This window comes from Clostridium luticellarii (assembly GCF_002995845.1).
In the GTDB taxonomy this organism is placed as follows: domain Bacteria; phylum Bacillota; class Clostridia; order Clostridiales; family Clostridiaceae; genus Clostridium_B; species Clostridium_B luticellarii.
In genome coordinates this window covers 1-21139 of sequence record NZ_PVXP01000016.1, presented here as the reverse complement: position 1 = coordinate 21139, position 21139 = coordinate 1, and the positions used below count along the sequence as shown (strand labels likewise).

Annotated in this window: 17 protein-coding genes; 1 reads left to right on the top strand and 16 read right to left on the bottom strand. The window is 35.9% G+C overall.

Annotated elements, in window-relative coordinates; genetic code table 11:
- Positions 1 to 21: 21 nt before the first annotated feature.
- The 10 genes from opp4C to CLLU_RS07560 form a co-directional block, all read right to left on the bottom strand.
- Complete coding sequence (gene opp4C / locus CLLU_RS07605) at positions 22 to 933, bottom strand: oligopeptide ABC transporter permease (protein WP_106009140.1); 912 nt, start codon at positions 931 to 933, stop codon at positions 22 to 24.
- A 12-nt stretch (positions 934 to 945) separates the two neighbouring features.
- The gene (locus tag CLLU_RS07600) at positions 946 to 1896 is read right to left on the bottom strand and encodes an ABC transporter permease (RefSeq protein WP_106009139.1); all 951 of its coding nucleotides are present in this window, start codon (positions 1894 to 1896) and stop codon (positions 946 to 948) included.
- A gap of 27 nt (positions 1897 to 1923) precedes the next feature.
- Positions 1924 to 2940, bottom strand: coding sequence for an ABC transporter ATP-binding protein (locus tag CLLU_RS07595; RefSeq protein ID WP_106009138.1), 1017 nt, complete (start codon positions 2938 to 2940; stop codon positions 1924 to 1926).
- A gap of 3 nt (positions 2941 to 2943) precedes the next feature.
- Entirely contained in the window at positions 2944 to 3939 is a 996-nt protein-coding gene (locus CLLU_RS07590) for an ABC transporter ATP-binding protein (protein ID WP_106009137.1), read from the bottom strand.
- An 85-nt stretch (positions 3940 to 4024) separates the two neighbouring features.
- Positions 4025 to 5644 (bottom strand): ABC transporter substrate-binding protein, encoded by a 1620-nt coding sequence (locus CLLU_RS07585; protein WP_158255904.1) that lies wholly within the window; start codon positions 5642 to 5644, stop codon positions 4025 to 4027.
- Between the two features lie 382 nt (positions 5645 to 6026).
- Positions 6027 to 7265, bottom strand: a complete 1239-nt coding sequence (gene hydF, locus CLLU_RS07580; RefSeq protein WP_106009135.1) for a [FeFe] hydrogenase H-cluster maturation GTPase HydF — start codon at positions 7263 to 7265, stop codon at positions 6027 to 6029.
- Between the two features lie 18 nt (positions 7266 to 7283).
- Positions 7284 to 8681, bottom strand: a complete 1398-nt coding sequence (locus CLLU_RS07575; protein ID WP_106009134.1) for an aspartate ammonia-lyase — start codon at positions 8679 to 8681, stop codon at positions 7284 to 7286.
- A 33-nt stretch (positions 8682 to 8714) separates the two neighbouring features.
- Complete coding sequence (gene pglX / locus CLLU_RS07570; protein ID WP_106009133.1) at positions 8715 to 12161, bottom strand: BREX-1 system adenine-specific DNA-methyltransferase PglX; 3447 nt, start codon at positions 12159 to 12161, stop codon at positions 8715 to 8717.
- 86 nt (positions 12162 to 12247) lie between these two features.
- On the bottom strand, positions 12248 to 12571 hold the full coding sequence (locus tag CLLU_RS07565; protein WP_242977514.1) for a hypothetical protein: 324 nt from the start codon (positions 12569 to 12571) through the stop codon (positions 12248 to 12250).
- Between the two features lie 82 nt (positions 12572 to 12653).
- Positions 12654 to 13808 carry a YibE/F family protein gene (locus tag CLLU_RS07560; RefSeq protein ID WP_242977515.1) on the bottom strand — a complete coding sequence of 385 codons (1155 nt, stop codon included), beginning with the start codon at positions 13806 to 13808 and terminating at the stop codon, positions 12654 to 12656.
- A gap of 324 nt (positions 13809 to 14132) precedes the next feature.
- On the opposite strand from CLLU_RS07560, the gene CLLU_RS07555 reads away from it, so the two are divergent.
- Positions 14133 to 14849: a TerC family protein gene (locus CLLU_RS07555; protein ID WP_106009131.1), complete on the top strand. Its 717-nt coding sequence runs from the start codon at positions 14133 to 14135 to the stop codon at positions 14847 to 14849.
- Between the two features lie 24 nt (positions 14850 to 14873).
- Here CLLU_RS07555 and CLLU_RS07550 read toward each other — a convergent pair whose 3' ends face one another.
- The 6 genes from CLLU_RS07550 to CLLU_RS07525 form a co-directional block, all read right to left on the bottom strand.
- Positions 14874 to 15335: a PadR family transcriptional regulator gene (locus tag CLLU_RS07550; protein ID WP_106009130.1), complete on the bottom strand. Its 462-nt coding sequence runs from the start codon at positions 15333 to 15335 to the stop codon at positions 14874 to 14876.
- Positions 15336 to 15340: 5 nt separating this feature from the next.
- Positions 15341 to 16192: a DegV family protein gene (locus tag CLLU_RS07545; protein WP_106009129.1), complete on the bottom strand. Its 852-nt coding sequence runs from the start codon at positions 16190 to 16192 to the stop codon at positions 15341 to 15343.
- 179 nt (positions 16193 to 16371) lie between these two features.
- A complete protein-coding gene (locus tag CLLU_RS07540) occupies positions 16372 to 16800 on the bottom strand; it encodes a hypothetical protein (RefSeq protein WP_106009128.1) in 429 nt (142 codons plus the stop codon).
- Between the two features lie 142 nt (positions 16801 to 16942).
- Positions 16943 to 18205 carry an L-cysteine desulfidase family protein gene (locus tag CLLU_RS07535; protein WP_106009127.1) on the bottom strand — a complete coding sequence of 421 codons (1263 nt, stop codon included), beginning with the start codon at positions 18203 to 18205 and terminating at the stop codon, positions 16943 to 16945.
- 228 nt (positions 18206 to 18433) lie between these two features.
- Positions 18434 to 20191, bottom strand: a complete 1758-nt coding sequence (locus CLLU_RS07530) for a sigma-54-dependent Fis family transcriptional regulator (protein WP_106009126.1) — start codon at positions 20189 to 20191, stop codon at positions 18434 to 18436.
- A 102-nt stretch (positions 20192 to 20293) separates the two neighbouring features.
- The gene (locus CLLU_RS07525) at positions 20294 to 21103 is read right to left on the bottom strand and encodes an ABC transporter substrate-binding protein (protein WP_106009179.1); all 810 of its coding nucleotides are present in this window, start codon (positions 21101 to 21103) and stop codon (positions 20294 to 20296) included.
- Positions 21104 to 21139: the final 36 nt, after the last annotated feature.

Here is a 21139-nt window from a genome sequence, read left to right as displayed (position 1 = left end):
GCCTCGCTTTTCAAAAATTGATTATCTTTCATTTGTGGGATCAAAAGCATCTCTCAACCCGTCACCGATGAAGTTAAATGCCAGAACAGTAATTACAATCATAATTCCTGGTGGAAACCAAAGCCATGGTTTTGTAGTCAAAACCGTAAGAGCCTGGGCATCTGTGAGCATATTTCCCCAGCTTGCCGTAGGAGGCTGTACTCCCATACCTAAAAAACTCAGTGATGCCTCATATATAATAGCTCTGGCAATACCAAAAGTGGCATTTACAAGTATTGGTGCCATGGTGTTGGGCAGTATGTGAGAAAATAATATCCTGGGAGTGCCAAATCCAAGTGCTACGGAAGATTTTACATAATCCATTTCCTTGATTGAAAGTACATTTCCTCTTACCAGACGTGCCACACTAGGCCATCCGAGAAAGCCTAAAACCCATATAATATTTCCGAGACCCGGACCCACAATACTCACTACAACCAGTATGAGCATCATCTGTGGAAATGACATGAAGATATCCGTTATACGCATAATAAGCATATCAATCTTCCCGCCAAAATATCCTGATATAAGTCCAAGTATTGTGCCTATGCCCACGCTTAAAATCACGGTTCCAATACCAACAAGGAGAGAAACACGTGCAGCATACACAAGACGGCTCATCACATCTCTTCCTACCTGATCAGTCCCAAGAACATGCCCTGCAGAAGGTGCGGCGCCAAAGGAATTCTCTACGGCATAAGGGCTTTGTGGGGCTATAAGCGGAGCAGCCACTGCAATCACGGCCAATATTGCTATAAATATAACTCCAGTCACAGCCATTTTATGTTTCTTAAAACGCTTCAGAATCAAGCGTGCATAATTTTCACTAGATGCGGTGGTTTCAATAGCTAATTCATTTGAACTATTTTTCAATCCCGCTTCCATTTTGCTCATAATATTAACCTCCTAGTTATATCTAATGCGCGGATCGACAATAGAATATATGATATCAATTAATAGATTGGCTACTATACAAACCACCGAGCCGAACAGGATAAGTCCCATCAAAGTGGTATAATCACGGCTCATTACAGAGGATATAGTAAGCTGCCCTATTCCCGGCCACTGAAATATCTGCTCGGTAACAACAGAACCTCCCAGTAAAGTTACAATTTCCAGACCTGTTATAGTTATAATAGGAAGCATTGCATTTTTAAAAGCATGCTTGTTTATAACTATGGATTCTTTTAACCCCTTTGATCTTGCAGTACGCAGATAATCCTGATCCAGTATTTCAAGCATACTGGAACGCACATACCTGACAAGTGTTCCAGCTTCATTTACCCCCAGGACAACAGCAGGCAGTATCAAATGTCTCAGTCTGTCCACAAAACCATTATCCTGTCCCAGTGTTATCATGCCTCCTGAAGGCAGTAATTTGAGTTTCAATGAAAAAATATATATAAATACAAGGCCCAGAAAAAAAGTTGGAACTGATATTCCAATAAGTGATCCCGTTGTGGAAATATAGTCTAGTTTTGAATACTGTTTAGTAGCACTCAATACTCCCAGGGGAATAGCAATGACAAATCCAATTATAAGTGCGGCACCCATGAGAACAAAGGTGGGAAGTATTCTCTGTCCAATCAATTCAGATACAGGTTGAAATGATGTCATCGAATATCCTAAATTCCCATGAAGCACATTTCCCAGCCAAGCTAAATACCTGGCATACAAAGGTCCGTCCAGACCAAGTGCAGCTTTTCTGGCTGCAATATCAGCTGCAGTAAGATTTGGATCAATTAACTTATCCAGCGGGCTGCCTGGCGCCATATTTATGATTACAAAACTTATTATAGTCACGCCAAGTAATACTGGAATACTTATCAATATTCTTCGTAAAATATAGTTACCCATTTAAAAAGTCCTCCTTAATAACATTAGCTAAAAACTATCCTGGAAAAAACAAGCCGATAGATGTTCTCCTTCTGCTCCTTTTACCTGTTTTAATTCCGGTGTATCTTTATCACATACATTTTCCCTGGCAAATTTACATCTGGTATGAAATCTGCATCCCTGCGGCGGATTTGCGGGACTGGGTACATCCCCTTCCAGAATCACTCTTTCCTTGTTTCTCATGTGCGGATTAGGTACTGGATATGCACTTAACAGTGCTTTGGTATATGGATGCCTGGGGTTTTTGAAAATTTCATCCTTGCTTGCAATTTCTACAATTTTTCCCAGATACATAACTGCAATTCTATCGCTTATATATTTTACTGCCCCCAGTCCATGAGCTATAAAAAGATAGGTGAGATTTAACTTCTTCTGTAAATCCTTTAAAAGATTCAGTACCTGTGCCTGAGTAGATACATCAAGTGCAGACACAGGTTCATCACAGACAATGAGTTTTGGATTCAGCGCAAGGGCCCTTGCAATACCAACACGCTGTCTCTGTCCTCCGGAAAATTGGTTTGGATATCTGTTTTTAAAATTTTTAGGAAGCTCCACGGCATCCAGAAGTTTGTCAATTTGTCCAGGTATTTTGTCCTCAGGCACAATCTTATGAACCTTGAGAGGTTCCGCCAGTATATCATAAACACGTTTCTTAGGATTCAGGGAAGAATAGGGATCCTGAAATATTATTTGAAGATCAGTGCGAATACTGGTCATGCGTTTATTGGAATACCCTGCAATATCTTCATTATTAAAAATAATACTGCCCTCAGTGGGATTTTCAAGCCTTACAATTGTGCGTCCCATTGAAGATTTTCCACATCCTGATTCTCCCACAAGTCCCAGGGTTTCACCCTGATAGATTTCCAAATCCACACCATCCACTGCTTTTATATATCCAACTGTTTTTGATAGGATACCCCTTTTTATGGGGTAATAAGTTTTTAATTTTTTAATAGAAAGTAAAGGCGCTGGCGCTGCCTGTTTCTCCATGTCCTTAATCATAAGTTATATTGCCTCCTTATTTACTTCCTCCACATTTTCAGCTAAAAAGCATCGTACTTTATGGCCTTCTCCAGTAGAACTTAAAACCGGTGCCTCCATTTTGCACCGCTGGGATGCATAAGGGCAGCGATTATGAAATCTACATCCGGCTATACCCTGGTAACTGGATGGAACCATGCCTTTTATGGATGCCAGACGTTCATCGGATTTCGCGTCAATCTGGGGAATTGATTTTATAAGTGCTTTGGTATAGGGGTGTTTTGGATTGTCAAACAGTGTAAAAACATCTGCCTCCTCAACTACCTGGCCGGCGTACATTACAATAACCTTGTCCGCCATTTCTGCTACAACCCCCAAATCATGGGTAATGAGCATAACCGACATTTTCATCTCTTTTCTCAATTTTTTGATCAAATCCAATATCTGAGCCTGAATGGTAACATCCAGTGCAGTAGTAGGTTCGTCTGCAATCAAAAGTTCAGGTTTGCAGCAAAGTGCCATGGCAATCATAACCCTCTGTCTCATTCCTCCGGAAAGGGTATGAGGATAATCATTTATTATCTTGTCTGCCCTGGGTATACCTACCAAAGACAGCATTTTCACTGCATATTCTTCTGCTTCTTTATGATTCATGTCCTGGTGCAGCTTTATGGCTTCCGTTATCTGATCTCCTATGGTAAAAATAGGATTCAAAGATGTCATTGGTTCCTGAAATATCATGGATATTTTATTTCCTCTGATATCTCTCATTTCTTTATCTCCCAAATTTACAAGATCCACATTGTCAAATTCTATCTTGCCGTTTTTTATATATCCCCTTTTGCCTAAAAGCCTCATTATAGATAGAGAAGTTACACTCTTTCCACACCCTGATTCTCCAACTATTCCCACTGTTTCTCCCCGATTTATATCAAAACTCACATCTTCTACAGATACAACTTCCTTTTTGTTTGACCTAAATGCCGTCTGTAGGTGTTTTACCGAAAGCAAACAACTCATATTTATCATCCTTTCTATAAATTTTATACTGCAAAAGATTATAAGTTTTAACAGCTTATAACCTTTTGCAGATTTCAATCATATATTATTTACTCTGTACATCCCATTTATATACATCAATGAACATACCGTAATTTTTGGGTTTTCCATAAGTCACTCTCTTGTTTACAGCTCTCAGCTGGTTCTGAACATACACTGATGGACAAGGTAAATCCTGTGCAAATATTTCCTGTACCTTATCATAAGTTGCTTTTACCTGAGCTGGATCAGTCTGATGCAAGCCGCTTGCAAGCAAGCTGTCCATTTCCGGATTGCTGTACTGTGACAAATTAAGTCCCTGTCCAGTTTTTAATATAGATGATACATCAGGGTTCATAGGATAAACAGGTATACCTACCAGATATATATCAAAATTATGTTTTTTAGCTGTAGCAAGGCTCGTAACAAAATCATATTTTTGAGGATTAACCTTTAACCCTACACTCTTCAAATTCTGGGTTATAATATCTGCCACCTGCTCACGAACTTTGTTGCCTGTAGGTATATCAAAGTTTATTGCCTTATTTGGATCCCATCCTGCTTCCTTCAAAAGTGCTTTGGCTTTTTCAGGATCATGTTCAGTAGGCTTTAAATCTTTATTTAAAAATTTACTTTCCTTCAAATATGGCTGTTCAATTATTTGTCCTTCGCCCTTTAACAAACTGTTTATTATCATATTTCTGTCTATAGCATAGGAAATAGCTTTTCTAACCTTTGGATCAGTTATAGTCTGTGTATTTATCATCAAAGTCTGAATAGTGCTCTGAACTCCCTTGGAATCCGTAGTCAAATTGCTCATACCCTTTACTTTGCTGTAATCTTCAAAAGGTATCTGTCCTAACTGAGGGTCATTCATGTCAATTTCTCCACTCTGCAGCTGGGCAGTTATATTAGCTCCCGGCATTATTTTGAAGATCAATCCATCCAATTTAGGTGTGCCTTTGAAATAATCTTTGTTGGCTGTGAACTGTACATATTGATCTTTTACATACTTTTCAAGTTTAAAAGGTCCGTCACTTACTGTAGGCTTCTGAATGAAAGAACTCTGATAGATTTTCTCTGGTGCGGTGCTCTGAAGTATATGTTTAGGAAGAGCCTTAAGCTTGGTTCCCAATGTATCTTCAAATAATGTCAGTTCCATAGGTTCCTTTGTTGTGATTGTCATGGTGTGATCATCAACCTTTTTCACACCGGATATACCCGTAGTTCCAGCAGAATTTTTACCTTTTTCATCCAGGCCTTCAACTATATTAAAATTTGATGCCACGGTAGATGGTACTTTAGGATTTGATATAAGTCCAATAGTATATATTTCATCATCTACAGTTACAGGCTTTCCATCACTCCACTTTGCCTTTGAATTGAGCTTGATTGTAAATGTCTTGTTGTCATCAGTTGTAATAGAATCGGCCAGCATAGGCTTATATTTCATGTCATCATCCAGTTCTACCAGGGCCTGAAACAATAATCCACAGCTTACTTCCTGAGCTACGTCTGTCCACTCCAAAGGGTTGAAACCGCTTGGTGCATTCATCATTCCTATATTGATAATTTTCTTTTCTCCTCCTGAACTTCCCCCTGAACTTCCACAGGCAGGTAAAATAAGTGCAAGAATACATACCAATGAAATTATTATTTTACTTTTAATTCCCTTATTACTTCTCATTCTAGTCATCCTCCCAAAATTATACTAAAACACAAATTTAATATGAATGTTTTTATAATAATACCACCATTTTTTATTCAGTTCAATAACATTTTAATATTTTTTTTATCATTTTTTTGATATTTCTCCACTAAAACGTTTTAATATTTATAATTTATTAATTATTGTATACGTTTAATGAATTAAATTGCAGTATTTATTCATATTTCAAATTATTATGCAAAGAAAATAAAAGTTTTTATAATAGTTCATCTTTTTCCTTTCAATAAAAAAAGCATAGTTAATTCATTAAAATGATATTAATTATGCTTTCTCTATTCAATAATATTCAAAAGTATTTATATAGAATTTTTTAATAATTTCTACATCTGATTTAAAAGGATTAATTTTCAGTGCTGTCCCATGCCATCTTGGCCAGCGGGAATGGTTTTAAAGCTCTGTCCAATATTCCCTGAACGTATGCAATCAAAATGCCATAGTTGACTATAGGTACATTGAATTGTTTTGCAGTATTGATTCTGTAAATCATGGCAGACCTATTCAGCATACACCCGCCGCAGTGAACTATGAGTGCATATTTTTTTATATCATCTGTAAAAGAAACGCCTGAAGAAAACTCAAAATTTATCTTTTTCCCCGTGATCTGCCTTATCCACCTGGGTATTTTCACTTTTCCTATATCATCAGACTGTCTGTGATGGGTACATCCTTCTGCAATCAATACCTTATCACCATCTTTTAATTTTTTTACAGCTTTTACTCCCTTTATGAGTTCCACCAGATCTCCCTTGTATCTTGCAAACAATATAGAAAAAGATGTCATTAAAATATCTTTGGGGGTATCTGCTGAAACTTTTAGAAATACCTGAGAATCCGTAATCACCAATTTAGGTTTTTTACCCATATTTTCCAAAGTTTCTCTGAGCTCATATTCTTTTGTCACCACCGCCATGGCATCGCTTTCTAAAATATCCCTTATGGTCTGCTGCTGTGGAAGTATAAGCCTTCCCTTAGGTGCTGCCTTGTCAATTGGAATGACAAGCACCACAAAATCCCCGGGTCTTATCAAATCTCCTACTATTTTAAATTTATCTTCATCCTGGGGCAGTATACCTGCTATTTCATTTCTCAACTTTTTAATTCCTTCCCCCGAGGCAGCCGATACCGATATTACCGGGGCATTAAATTCTTTTTTTACATTTTTGATATAATCATTATCTTTTTTTAGAATATCTATTTTGTTCAGTACCACTATAAACGGCATGTCCTTGTCTTTTATCTCATTTATTATATATCTGTCATAATCGGTAATTCCAAGGACAGAATCTATCACCACCAGGGAGATGTCAGTTTTATTCAGCACCTCCATGGTCTTCTTCTTTCTCAAATGCCCCAATTTACCTTCATCATCAAGTCCTGCCGTATCTATTATCACACAGGGTCCTATAGGTAAAATCTCCATTGATTTATAAACTGGATCTGTAGTAGTCCCCCTTACATCTGATACTATGGCTATATCCTGCCCGGTTATTGCATTTATAATACTTGATTTCCCTGCATTTCTTTTTCCGAACAGGGCTATATGTACTCTTACAGATCGGGGAGTTTCATTTAAGCCCATAATTACACCTCCAAATATTTATCTGCCAGGTATCCCTGGTTTTGTAAGCTGATATGGATTCATTATCTCATCTATTTTTTCTTCTGTCAGCACCTTTTCTTCCAGGAGCACTTTTCTTATTGTCTTGTTTTCTCTCAATGCCTTTTTTGCCAGCTGTGCAGCCCTGTCATATCCTATATAGTGCACAAGAGCTGTTACCAGCGCCGTAGATGATTCCAGGTTATCCCTGCACTTTTCTTCATTTATTTTAATATTTTTAATGCATTTTCCCTTAAATATGGTAACTGATCTTTCCAGCAGTTCAAGAGATTCAAGCAGACACTCTGCAATAAGCGGAGTAAAAGCATTCAGCTCCAGCTGCCCCGAGCCGCTGGCCAGGGTGATAGCAGTATCATTTGATATGACTCTCATGCTGACCTGACCCACCATTTCCGCTATAACTGGATTTACTTTGCCCGGCATAATAGTAGATCCTGCCTGTACCTCGGGAAGTATTACCTCTCCAATTCCCCCTCTGGGTCCTGAATTCAGCAATCTCAAATCATTGGAAATCTTCATCAGATTTACAGCCAGGGCTTTCAAAAGTCCGGACACTTCTACGAATACATCACAATTTTGAGTTATATCCATGGGATAATCAGATCTGGCAAGTCCAAGTCCTGTCAAATTCTGAAGTACATCCGTCATTTCATATATGAATTTATTCCGAGCGTTTAGGCCTGTGCCTATGGCAGTACCTCCTATATTCATTTCCCTCAGCCTTTCTTCTACCTTGTAAATTCTCCATCTGTCCCTGGCTATTGCCTTGGCATAAGCGCCAAATCCCTGGCCTGCCATCATTGGAAGTGCATCCATAAGCTGTGTTCTGCCCAGTTTTATCATATTGGAAAATTCATTTTCCTTTATCTGCAGTTCTTCCTGTAAATCCGCCAGGCAATTGCTCAATTTTCTTATCTGCCGTATGGCTGCAATCCTGAGCGCCGTGGGATACACATCATTGGTTGATTGTGACATGTTCACATCATTTAGTGGATGTACCAGGGTGTACTGGCCCTTTTTACCGCCAAGTATTTCTATGGCTCTATTAGCTATGACCTCATTTACATTCATATTTGTAGAAGTACCTGCTCCCCCCTGAAATGCGCTCAAACTAAATTGATCATCAAATCTGCCCTCTATAACCTCTTCACTGGCTCTTATTATGGCATCAGCCTTATCAGCCGTCATTTCTTTTAAATCCCTATTTACTATTGCGGCCGCCTTTTTTATCAGGGCAATTTCTCTAATCAGATTCAAATTCACTATTTTGCCCCCCAGGTTAAAATTTTCCATGGCCCTCTGAGTATTGATACCAAAATAAGCCGAATTCTGAATTTTTTTCTCTCCCAGCAAATCTTTCTCAAGTCTGTCTTCCACATTCTTACCCCCTTTATTTTGCAGTACATAATTTCATTTCAAAATCAACTTGAATTTTTCATAGTTGGCTCTAATTCCACTGTCAAGATGAATTTTTACTTGCATTTTTTCCATATGATGCAGCTTTTTATCATATTCTTTCAATTCATCTAACTGCTTATGAAGAATTGAAAGTTTTTTGGCTGTGTCACCTTTTTCAAGACACAGGGCATTCTTTTTTTTATACAATTTGCTTTGAAGTCCACATACATAATCAGTTCTAATTTTGGATAATACATTCTTATCAAATCTATGTACATAGCTCAAACAGTTAAAGACCTTGTATTTGCCTGAAGTAAACAGCCAGTATATGGGCTTTTTTTTATACCTTTGGAGGTGATCTTTAAAAAAATCATTTATAAAATACCTTCTCAAAGTATCCCTGTCGCTTTCATTTTTCTTTTTTTTGAGAATCCGCGCTATGAAGGCAATATTTCGAGATAAATTCTTTTTTCCAAAAGCTATTCCAACAAATTCTACAAACCTGGATACTATGTCATTTTCGAAATAATCCTCATACAATACTGGAATTATGTTGTCCTCGTCCGGAACAAAGGAAGCATCTGTCCACAAATCAGATATAACATTTCTCTCATCATCTTTATCCACCTTTCTTACCTTCCATATTTTATCTCCAGATTGTGAATTGTTAATTGTAAACCATGAATTGAAACTGCCTCCTGCATATGCAATTCCTTCCGTATCCAGAGAATACCTGCCAAACATACATCCTACTGCATAGGATATAAAAGATTTTATATCCCTCTCACTATCAGCTCTCTCTATGGTAATGTCTTTTTCCTCCACCTCTGCAGTTATTTCATGTTCAAAGCCATAAATTTTTATAAATAATTCATTTAACTCCTCTTCAATACGCTTCATCCTATAAAATTGTCTTTCAGAAAAATTCTTCCATTTGCAATAGGCTTCTTCTATGGTATTTGAGTTTCCCTTGTAAGTGAGGAGAGGATGTACTTTAAAATCCCAGGATATTTCAAAAGAATCCCAGTCATTTTTGGATATGGCTATACATTCCCTGCAGAGCAGATCAATTTTTTTTCTTATGTACGGATCCTGCTCCATATATACAGGTATCTGTTTAACAGTACCTGCAGTGAGATTCAATGTAGGGGAAATGAACTCGAATATACTCGCCATTATCTTGGTATTAAAAAAGCTCAATATATAATTGTAATCTGCTTCATCTTTTACAAATATTGAATCCGCAGATTGGTCAAAAATGAAACCCTCATTCAGCACTCTTATGGTATTTTTTCCAGAAGTTATTCTCTTCCAGCTTATACCTTTATGAGAAAAAAATTTTTCATTTCTTATTACGGAGCCTTTTTCCTTCCTTACCTTCTGCCCATTGTCTTTCCAATAGATTATCTCGGATATATTTCCATACCATTTTTTTGCCTGTCCGCCCATCTGATATGGAATCCAGTATTTATCAATTTTATTTTCTCCATAAAAATCTATACTATTGTAATCCACCTCAAACCACTGCCTTACATATTCATCATTGTTGCCTGTCTGCATGCCTGTACAGGGATATGCGACATCAGCCATTACTTTTGCTCTATTTAATATGTAAATCTCCCTGTCTGTAAGCCAGTATCCAAATCTATTTCCTGGTATCCTCTTCATTTTTTTTTGATTTACAGTAAATACGTAATCCAAGTGTGAATTGTCTATTGCCTCTCTGGTCTTTTCCGGCTGATTTTTTGCTCCTTTAAAATCTGACAATTTAATATATTCACCTGGCATATCCACATTATAATTTCTCAAGGTAAATGTACAAACAGGCACTGTTGCCTCTTCAAATCCGGAATACTCAAGCTGAATTAAGCTGCTTATATTTTTTGTATCAATTATAATTTTTCTCAGTTCCTCATAGGACTGTATGAACATCCACACAAAAGGTACCATAAATCCAAGATGCCCATTGCATTTGACTTTCGAAAAACCATACAGCATAAATGCAGAAAACATATCTGCTTTTGCCTTTGAATAATTTCGGGAAATATATTTCCTCAGCTGAGGAATAAAATATCTGCCTCCCATATAAGGTGGATTTGTCACCAATACATCATAAGTTTCTCCCATTATATGAGCTTGTTTTATAAGCTGCGGCAGCAGCCTGACAACTTTTTTTTTCATTTGCTCTTCAACAGGATTCTCTGCCTTATCCAGGATTATGTGCTTCAATCTGTCCACAAAAAAATTTTCATGAAAATCCTGTAATTGTATCAGTGAACCGTATATTTTGGCATCTGTAAATCCTTCTATGAATTCCTTTGTTCTGTTATAATTTTCACCTGAATTCTCCCCTGCTATGTAGGCTATATCTTTATGACTAAGACCATTACTCTCTTCTATAGCTGCTATGTTAAATTCTGCAGTTTCCCTCCAGCCCCTATTCATTTTTCTGAGAAAATCTCTATCATGTTTCATACCCTGCATGGCCAGTGCAAAGCAGGTCAATTGATATGCCCTGTCATCTATATCCATTCCATAGAGATTATTTTTCACAATCAATTCCGGTATTTCACTTTCTCTATATCCGCACCTTTCATATATCTGATACAATACATCAAACATATATATGAGTATATGACCTGATCCGCAGGCCGGATCAAAACATTTAATATCTTCAACCTTTAGTCCCTTATTTATATGGTACTGCAATTTTTCATAGGATTCATCCCGGGAATTCTCAATATAAAATTTCCAATTCACTTTTAAATCGCTGTGCTCCGGATGTGCCTCCACCCAGTATCTGCCCAAAGAATTCTCCACCATGTATTTTACTATCCAGTCCGGAGTAAACAGCTGTGTGACAAATGGTATTTCTTCCTTGGTATACTTTTTTTTTGACTTTGTCATCCTGTTTTTCTCTTCACACATATAGTATTCATAGAGCCATCCTACAATTGTCACATTCCTCCAGCAGCTTTCAGGTATGATATCTTCACTTGTCAGCTTTGATATAAAAGCTCCTTCATCTAAAATTCTTTCAGGAAACAACAATTTATCACTATATCCCAGTTTTTTAAAGATACATGGAAATGTCTCATTTAAATTGTCCCACAGGGCTATTATCATATATTTAAATAGTCTCTCTACGTCATTCTTTGATTCTTCCATATCATATATTTTTTGATCATCTATAGGGAATCCAGCTTTAAAAGCATTTCTTGTAAATCCTGATTTAACATTTCCAGATAAATAAGATGACATAGGTTCTGCTTCTTCAGGCAAATAGTTATTCACCTCCATAAACCTCAATAAAACAAATCTATTAAACCAGTCATATGCCATGTTCTCAATAAACTTGTTATCTTCTGAAACACCCTGCCGCCGAGCCTGAATCCTGACCTTTTCAATAAGTTCCCTTCTACTTTCACAGGCAAAGCTTTTAAATACACTCTTTTTCATCTATCATACCTCTGCACTTCAATTTTCCAACATGTAAAAGCACTATTGAAATCATGAAATTAATGAATTCAATAGTGCTCTCAAATTTAATCTTTACTAAAATCCTTTTTATCATCCAGATCCAATGTATCTTTAATGGATTCCAACACAGATTTTATAGTCTTGTTAGCCAAGTTTTCTATTTCATCCATTATTTCCTCTTTACTTTTTACACCAGTTATATATACATCCAATTCTTTCTTATAAAGGTTCTTTATGATTTTAACTACCACATATTCTAAATTATCCTGCTCGGATATTATAATATCCCCTGCCTGAAGGTTTAAATATATGGGGTTATCTGATTTTACTTTACTATGAAATTTTTTCAATTCCCCGGGTTCTTCATCTAGAACAGTATAAAAATTCACAGTGACCTCCATTGTACTTCATATCCTTCCTTTTCAATTTACTTCACTGTATTATATTTGTTCAGATAAAAAAATGTTACTTTCACTTTTCTGCTTCAGATATCCCCTGCATCTTTTCCCTGTATCTTTTAACAAGCAGTGCAGCTACAGCTGTTGTAATTGGAATTGCAAAAATCAAACCAATGCTGCCAGCTAGAGCCTTCAATATCTCTGAAGCAATCACATCCTGATCAACTGCAGTAGTAATAGAAGTGCTGTAGGAATACGAAGATACCATAATCATTATGTACATGGCTCCTCCTACATAGGCAAGTATTAGAGTATTGGCCATAGTTCCCATAATATCCTTTCCTACGTTCATGCCTGATTTCATCAATTCTTTCACTGTTATATCCGGCTTAGCCTCTTCAATTTCCTTTACAGAAGATGCTATGGATATGCTCACATCCATAACTGCCCCTAGAGCTCCCATAATTATTCCTGCAAACAAAAGTCCCTGAAAATCAAAATTGGAATTTTGTGCAGTATATATAATAGACTGCATTTGATCGTCTGTAAGTCCATTTACTCTTATTATGGAATTTGAAAATATAGTTATAGCTCCTGCAATCAGCACACCCCCTGAAGTACCTATAATGGCCGCCAGGGTCTTTTCGTTCTTCCCGCCTATTATAACCAGATTTATAACAATTGCAAGCATACATATAACTGAAGAAACAATTACTGGATTAAAGCCCTGTATTACAAGGGGTATTAAAATTTTCAGCACCATGATTCCAGTTATGGCCAAAGTTATAACCGATTTGAGCCCTTTTTTGCCTCCAATAATTATCAAAAGCAGGATGAAAAATATTCCCAATTTATATAGATATTTATATCTGACTATTTCATAAATATATGCTTTCTCCACATTACCATTTTTATCATATTTATCAACATTTATTAAAACCTCATCTCCAACTTTAACAAAACTTTGAGTGCTGCTGTTCTCATCTTTTATTTTTCCGCCTACAAAGTTCTGCACAGTAACTGTTTTTCCCTTGAGCCTTCCGGAAATGATCTTTACGTCCACATTGGAAAATCTCTGAGAATTCTTATCTCCTTGTGATTCTATTTTAACAACCTTTCCATGGATAGGTCCGTTATTATCTCCACCAGATGCAGCCTTTACAGAAAATACACCTGAAAATAACAATATAAAAATTAAAATAATTGAAATATTTTTACCTGTTTTCATCCTCAATATTTTGACTCACCCTTTTCTTACGAAGTCCCTAAAAGCTATTTTAACACAATTCAATTTTAAAATATACAGCAATCAGCTTCATTTTACATATTGTGCATATATTTAAAATTATATAGATATTAAAACCATATTATATAATATACTTTACATTATGTTTTCCCTATGTTACAATATACAGGTACTCAGTTGCTGGGTAATATTTAACATATTTATAGAATATATTATTTTATAGAAATGAGGATTGTAAATTCCATTTAAAGATGAAAAATCAGTGTTTAATCACTAAAATATACTATTTAGAAGGAGTATTTTAAAATGGATAATTTAGCTACTTTTTTATCGGGAGCATTACAGATAACCCTGCTTGACATAGTACTGAGCGGAGACAATATAGGAGTCATTGCTCTGGCAACCAGGGATCTGCCAAAAAAACATGCAAAGCTGGCATCGATGATTGGCGTATTCACAGCAGTTTTCATGAGAATATTGTTTGCCTGCCTTATCACCTATATATTAATGATAGAATGGCTTCCCATAAAATTAGTAGGTGGAATTCTACTTATAAAAATCACCTGGAATTTTATAAGTCCTAATTCAAAAAAATCAAGAAAGAAAAAGATAACTCCAACAGGTAAATATCTTGCAGCAGTTTCCAGTATAGTCATAGCCGACATTACCATGAGTCTGGACAATGTGCTGGCAATTGCAGGTGCTGCAGAAGGTCATATATGGCTTATAGTATTTGGGCTGATGTTAAATATTCCAATTATATTTTTTGGAAGTCAATATGTAGCCAGGCTTATGAAAAAACATCCTATTATAATATATATAGGTGGTGCCATACTCGCTCATACAGCCTTCAAAATGCTGCTGGAAGACCGACTTTTAGCAAGCTATGTATCTCCTGTAATAGCAAATGTGATATCCTTTGGTTTTGCTTTGATTGTACTTCTATATGGTCTATATATAACAACCAGACCCGTATCAGTATCCCTTAAGGAATTTAAACAGCAGCATTCCAAGGTAAATTAAAATGAAAAGATTCAGAGGATGTTCCTACTCCTCTGAATCTTTATATAGATCATTGTACACTATATTAAATACCTCCAGGGATTCTTCTATTTTATTCTTCAGCAATTTTTTTCTATTTTTCAGTTCACAAAATCCCAGATCCGTCAGTGTATATATTTTCTGCATTCTGTTCTTGGAATCATCCCACCTGCCCTCAATCAATTTGCCTTTTTCCAGCTTTTTCAGAAGAGGATAAATACCGCCAGTACTAGGTATCCACCTGCCGCCAGTTCTTTCACCTATTTTATGTGATATGTCATTTCCATTGGTAGCACCCAAACTCAAAATATAAAGCACGTATATGGACAAAAGCCCCTTTGTAAATACCTGGCCTACAGCTTCCTTCTCTTTTTCCACTTTCCTGAGCTCGGCAAGCTTTTTTTTGTACTCCATATAGAGCCGCTTTTCTTCTTCTTTTGTATCTCTTCTCAAACTTGACTTATTCATAAAGCTTATTCTTCCTCAAACAATACTAATCCCACCAGGCCGGGTCCGCTGTGCACCCCCGCCACAGGGCTTATATCTCCCCCAAAACTTGCTGAAACCACATTAGGATGTTTTTTTATCTGATTATATACTTTTTGGGAATCCTCCAGTGCACATCCGTGTAAAACACACATTCTGCATTTTTTGTTTTTTAAAATACTGTCTGCAATCTCAACTATTCTATTTAAGGATTTTTTCCTTCCCCTTACCTTGTCATAGGTAAAATATTTTCCATCATTTGTATCTATCGCTACAATAGGTTTTATATTCAAGAGCTCCGCTATTGTACCTGCTACCTTGCCTATTCTGCCGCCTTTTTTTAAATATTCCAAAGTTCCCACCACAAAATACAGATGTAATCTTTTTCTTAAAGCTGGCAGCCTGCTCACTATTTCATCAAAATTCATTCCTTTTTTTATGAGCTTTGCACATTCTTCCACTATTATACCCTCCCCCATGGAAATGGACTTGGAATCGTATATATACGTCTTTATTTGAGGATAATTTTCACTGACCAGCTTCACTCCATTGAGAATACCTGTAAGTCCTCCTGACAAAGTTATAACTATGGCATGAGTATATCCCTGATGCTGTAAGCTATTAAAAAGACTTTCCATTTCATCTATAGACGGCAGTGAGGATGTGGGAATTTCTCTATCCATGTTGTCATACACATATTTTGGAGTTATATTTATTCTATCCGTAAATTCCCTATCTTTATATATTATTCTATAGTGAAGTATTTTCACATCATATCTACCTACCGTTTCTTTGGTCATATCACTGGTACTATCTGTTATCAAAGCAATTTTCTCCAAAATTTATTCCCTCCGTTTTTATGAAATCTCATTTAATTTTTGCAATACGATAATTATATCACTTTTCAGAGCATTATCAATAGTGATATATATCAACAATGATAATAATTTTTATTACAAAAATAGCAGCCAATGTTAGACTGCTGTTTATATATTATTATAAATTGATTGAATGACAACTACTTTGCCTTAAATCTCAAGGAACATTTAGGGCATAATATCATATTTTCCTTGTCTGAATTTTTTAATAAAATCCTTCTACCACATCTGGGGCATCTTTTATACTTCCTCTTATTTCCCAAAATAGATTTTTTTAAAGAAATCTTACCACGCTTCACATTGTGCACACCATGGAACAGAAAGTCTAAAAATTTCAAAAACATTCTTTCTTCCCTGATTCTTCTCATAGTATTTCTGGATCTGCTTCTCCAAAAAGCATATGAAATCATAAGCAATCCTAAAAAAGCTGTATAGGCTGTAAGTAAACATAAAATGCATCCAATAAAAGTTATAATCTTAGAAAAATTATCCCATCCATAAGTGGTTTTTTCAAGATAATTATTGTTTGTGCTCATAACGTTTACATCTCCTTTTCGCCTCATCTCCACACTGCTTTATTCTCCTTGCAAAGCAGAATTCAAGCAGTGATTCATATTTTTCTAATTTAATATTATCATAAAATATTAAATTAGAAAAATAATTTTCAGTTCAATTGAACAGACTTCACCTGAATCCGGGAGTAACCTGATACTATTTCATCATCAAGTCCAAAATCACTCCATCTGTATTTGACATTCCCTCAACGGATACTCTTCCTAAATTCTGTATGGTTTTTTCCGCCGATTCATCCAATATGCCATCTCCAGATGGTATAAAAATATTTTTGTTTGCCATATTTGCTGCATCCAGAGCCGCATTTACCGATATGGCCAATTTATATGAGCATCCAATCTTTGCGCCATCACATATCATTCCACTTATTCCTGCAATCATATTCTTAATGGCACCTTTTATCTGAGACAGATTTCCACCCGTCAAATAGGATAGTCCTGCACTGGCCCCTACACCAGCTGCCACTCCACATCCACATACCGGCGACAGCGCCCCTGTATAGCTCTTTATATAGATGGTTACAAGGTGGCTTAAAGCAACACTTCTGACTATCTTATCCCTGTCAGCTTTCATTTTTTCTCCCATTACGGCTATAGGCAATATAGCTACCAGGCCGTGATTTCCGCTTCCAGCACTGCTCATCACAGGCAATGGATAACCTGACATTCTGGCTTCTGAAGCAGCTGAAGTAATAGCCTTGGCATACTGTCCTACACTGGAGCTGTCATTGAATAAATGTCCTATACCTATTCCCAGATCCAATTTCAAACCTGCTTTTCCTATTTTTTCATTCATATTTATTCCATCTTCAATGAACCGGATTTTTTCATAAGAAATATTATCTACGAAATCCTTAAACTCTTCTACAGTAAATTCTTTTATTCTATCCTTCAAAGCCAACCCATCGACCTTATCATTTTTTTCTTCTTTTGAAAAAATACATTTTCCATTTTTCTCCATGAAAACTATATTTAAATGGCTGTTTTTTATAACTACCCTGGAAAAATTATTGTTTTTTCTTGCAATTACTTCTATATATAAGCCTCTGGCATCTTTTTTTAGATTCAATTTAATTATATTCCTGTCTATTAAATTAAGTGCACACTTTAAGCTTTTATCTGAAACATCTTTTAGTACCTGTAATCTATACTCCGATTTTCCCACAACCACGGATAAAGCTGCTGCCGTTAGAATACCTTTTTTATCCGTGCCAGGTATGCCTACCTCTTTGCCATTTTTCAATATGTTTTTATCTACATATATATCAAGCTTATCTACAGCTTCACCTAAAATTTCTTTAGCTTTGGCAACAGCATAAGCTACTGCTGTCGGTTCCGTACATCCCAAAGCCGGCACTACTTGATCCTTCAATATATCTACTAACAAGTTATAATCCTTCACCACATACCTCTCCTCTCATTAATTATAAACTTTTCTGTAATCATCTTTATATGAGTTATTTTAAGCAATTATCATGCCAATATTTTTCCCCCTATATGCGAAGTTCAATTCTCAATAATGATAAAAACCAGGGAGTATGTATTAAAAATACATACTCCCTGGCTCCAATCAACCTGAATAAATCCTCTATATCAAAAATGAGAATAAATTCTCATTTTTGATAAAAAATTACGGTTTCTCGTCTATTTTTCTATACAAGGTGGCTGTACTTATCTTCAATTTCCTGGCTATAAGTTTTTTGGCATCAATACCATCACCATATGTTTTCAGGAGATTGTTTATAATATCTCTTTCATATTTTGATACCATGTCTTTAAGACTTCTGTCTTCCATAAAATTTCCACTGTTTTCCCCTTCTCTCTTTTTTATGGTTTCAGAAGTTATAACTTCTTTTCTTTCAAAATTTATAGCATATTCTATGAGATTTTGAAGTTCTCTTACATTCCCGGGCCAGGAATATCTCAAAAACATTTCTTTTACCTCCTCAGAAAAGCCACTTATATTTTTGTCATATATACTATTATATCTGGCCAGAAAATATTGCGAAAGCTCCGTTATATCATTTCCTCTCTCTCGAAGCGGAGGTATTCTCACAGGTATAACATTCAACCTATAAAACAGATCCTCTCTAAATTGTCCTTTTTCAACCATACTGTGTAAATCTTTATTTGTGGCTGCTATTATTCTGGGATTTATTTTTATTGTGCTTAGCCCCCCTATCCTCATGATTTCTTTTTCTTCCAATACTCTCAAAAGTTTTACCTGCATATGGAGAGGTAAATCCCCTATTTCATCTAAAAATATAGTACCATCTTTAGCTATTTCAAATTTGCCCATTTTTCCACTGCTGCTGGCGCCAGTAAAAGCTCCTTTTTCATATCCAAATAGTTCACTTTCCATCAATGTCTCAGGTATAGCTCCACAATTTATAGGCATGAATATCTCGTTTTTCCTATAGCTTCCACAATGTATAGCTCTTGCAAATAGCTCCTTCCCTGTTCCGCTTTCACCCAAAAGCAAAACGGGTATATCCTTCTTCGCAACTTGTTTAACCTGATCCTTGACTTGGGCAAATATATCACTGCTTCCTACTATATCCTCAAATCTGAACAGTGAATTTTTTCCATCTATTTTAAACACAGATTGCTGTAACTTGTTAAAATCCTTAAAGGTTATCACTGCTCCGGATATTTCTTCATCAAAATTTATAGGTCTTACAGACAACAAAAAATTAAACCTTGATCTATTAAAATTCACAGTTACAGCTTCTTCTTCTATATAATAATTGCTTTTCTGAAATTTATTTACTATTCTGTTTGGAATAATTTTATCTATATCCTCATTTATCAGAGAAGCTTCCTTCAATTTGAATTTTTCTTTTATATATCTATTCAGATTCAATATTCTATTATGATTGTCAATAGTTATAATACCTTCATTTACAGAATCTATTATGGTCAGCAGTTCGGTGGACTTATATTCCAGTTTGTGATGCATATTTTTTTCCTTTATCCTGGAGGAAATGAGCTCTCCCATTCTCCTGTCAAAATTCTTGTAACTATCCCTTTTTTTTAAGAATACCTCTTTTTTTTCATCATCAAATATTATCATCGCTATGACACCTTCAACCCGATCATCTATGATTATAGGGAAACAAACTTCTGCCTTCTCATCACACTGGTCCTTTGTCTCACAAACCGTGCATTCAGTGCAACTTCCGGGATTTTCGATAAAATATGACTTTCCACTCTTTAAACATTTTTCAAATACAGAATTTTTAGGCGCACTGAATCCAACCTTTCTCTTAAGTCTTCCCGTACCAGCCACCCTCAAAAGCCTTCTATCCATAATAGTGACATCAATATCCACTACAGCTTTAATGGTCTCCGCTATATCCTGCAAATCATTTTTTATTTGCTCTATCACAAAAGTTTACCTCCTCCTAAATTCAATGTACCTGTATTATAATACTATCATAAATACGTCAAAAGGGATAAAAGCGCAGCTGCAACTTTTATCCCTGTCTAACTAATTTTCCTCTTTATAAATGTCGTATCCAAACCACTTAGTAGAAAGCTTGGACAATGTGCCATCTTTTTTGAGATCGGCTATGGCTTTATTTAAAGCCTCCTGAAGTTTCTTGTCTTTCTTTTTCACGCCAATTCCAACCGGTTCCTTAGTAAGCTTGTCCTTAAGTACTACATAGTCCTTTTTATCTTTTGCCACATAATATTCACCTACTTCAGAATCACAGATCAGGGCATCAATTCTTCCTATACTGACTTCGTGAAAAGCTTCTGTTATCTTGTCATATTTTTTAATTTCCTTGACTCCACTTATCTTTCCTGCAGCCTGTTCTCCTGTGCTTCCAAGTTGAACTCCCACTGTTTTGTCTTTCAAATCATCCTTGGTAGTTATAGACTTATTTGAAGATTTCACTATAATTATCTGTCCCCCGTTGATGTATGGTCCTATAAAATCTATCTGCTTTTTTCTTTCATCTGTTATACTCAATGTGGCTATTATTGCATCAAATTTTCCGGACTGTAATGCCAAAATTATGCCATTAAAATCAGTAACCACGGGATTATATTTTACCCCCAGTTTTTTGGCAAGTTCTTTCCCTAAATCTATATCAAATCCTTCCAATTGATTTTTATTATTTCTAAATTCCATAGGCGGATATGAATCATCCAATCCTATTGAAAGCTTTCCTGAATCCTTCACTCTCTGAAGCGAATTATCCTCATTGCTGTTAGACGTGGTACTGCTTCCACAGCCTGTAAAAAGTGTAAATATCATAATTACACTTAATGCTATTATACCTATTTTTTTCATATTTCTCCCCCTAATTATTTTTCTATAATTATACAT

Coding starts and splice junctions, on each gene's coding strand:
- opp4C (WP_106009140.1), bottom strand. CDS start 933: ATGAGCAAAATGGAAGCGGGATTGAAAAATAGTTCAAATGAATTAGCT.
- CLLU_RS07600 (WP_106009139.1), bottom strand. CDS start 1,896: ATGGGTAACTATATTTTACGAAGAATATTGATAAGTATTCCAGTATTA.
- CLLU_RS07595 (WP_106009138.1), bottom strand. CDS start 2,940: ATGATTAAGGACATGGAGAAACAGGCAGCGCCAGCGCCTTTACTTTCT.
- CLLU_RS07590 (WP_106009137.1), bottom strand. CDS start 3,939: ATGAGTTGTTTGCTTTCGGTAAAACACCTACAGACGGCATTTAGGTCA.
- CLLU_RS07585 (WP_158255904.1), bottom strand. CDS start 5,644: ATGAGAAGTAATAAGGGAATTAAAAGTAAAATAATAATTTCATTGGTA.
- hydF (WP_106009135.1), bottom strand. CDS start 7,265: ATGGGCTTAAATGAAACTCCCCGATCTGTAAGAGTACATATAGCCCTG.
- pglX (WP_106009133.1), bottom strand. CDS start 12,161: ATGAAAAAGAGTGTATTTAAAAGCTTTGCCTGTGAAAGTAGAAGGGAA.
- CLLU_RS07560 (WP_242977515.1), bottom strand. CDS start 13,808: ATGAAAACAGGTAAAAATATTTCAATTATTTTAATTTTTATATTGTTA.
- CLLU_RS07555 (WP_106009131.1), top strand. CDS start 14,133: ATGGATAATTTAGCTACTTTTTTATCGGGAGCATTACAGATAACCCTG.
- CLLU_RS07550 (WP_106009130.1), bottom strand. CDS start 15,335: ATGAATAAGTCAAGTTTGAGAAGAGATACAAAAGAAGAAGAAAAGCGG.
- CLLU_RS07525 (WP_106009179.1), bottom strand. CDS start 21,103: ATGAAAAAAATAGGTATAATAGCATTAAGTGTAATTATGATATTTACA.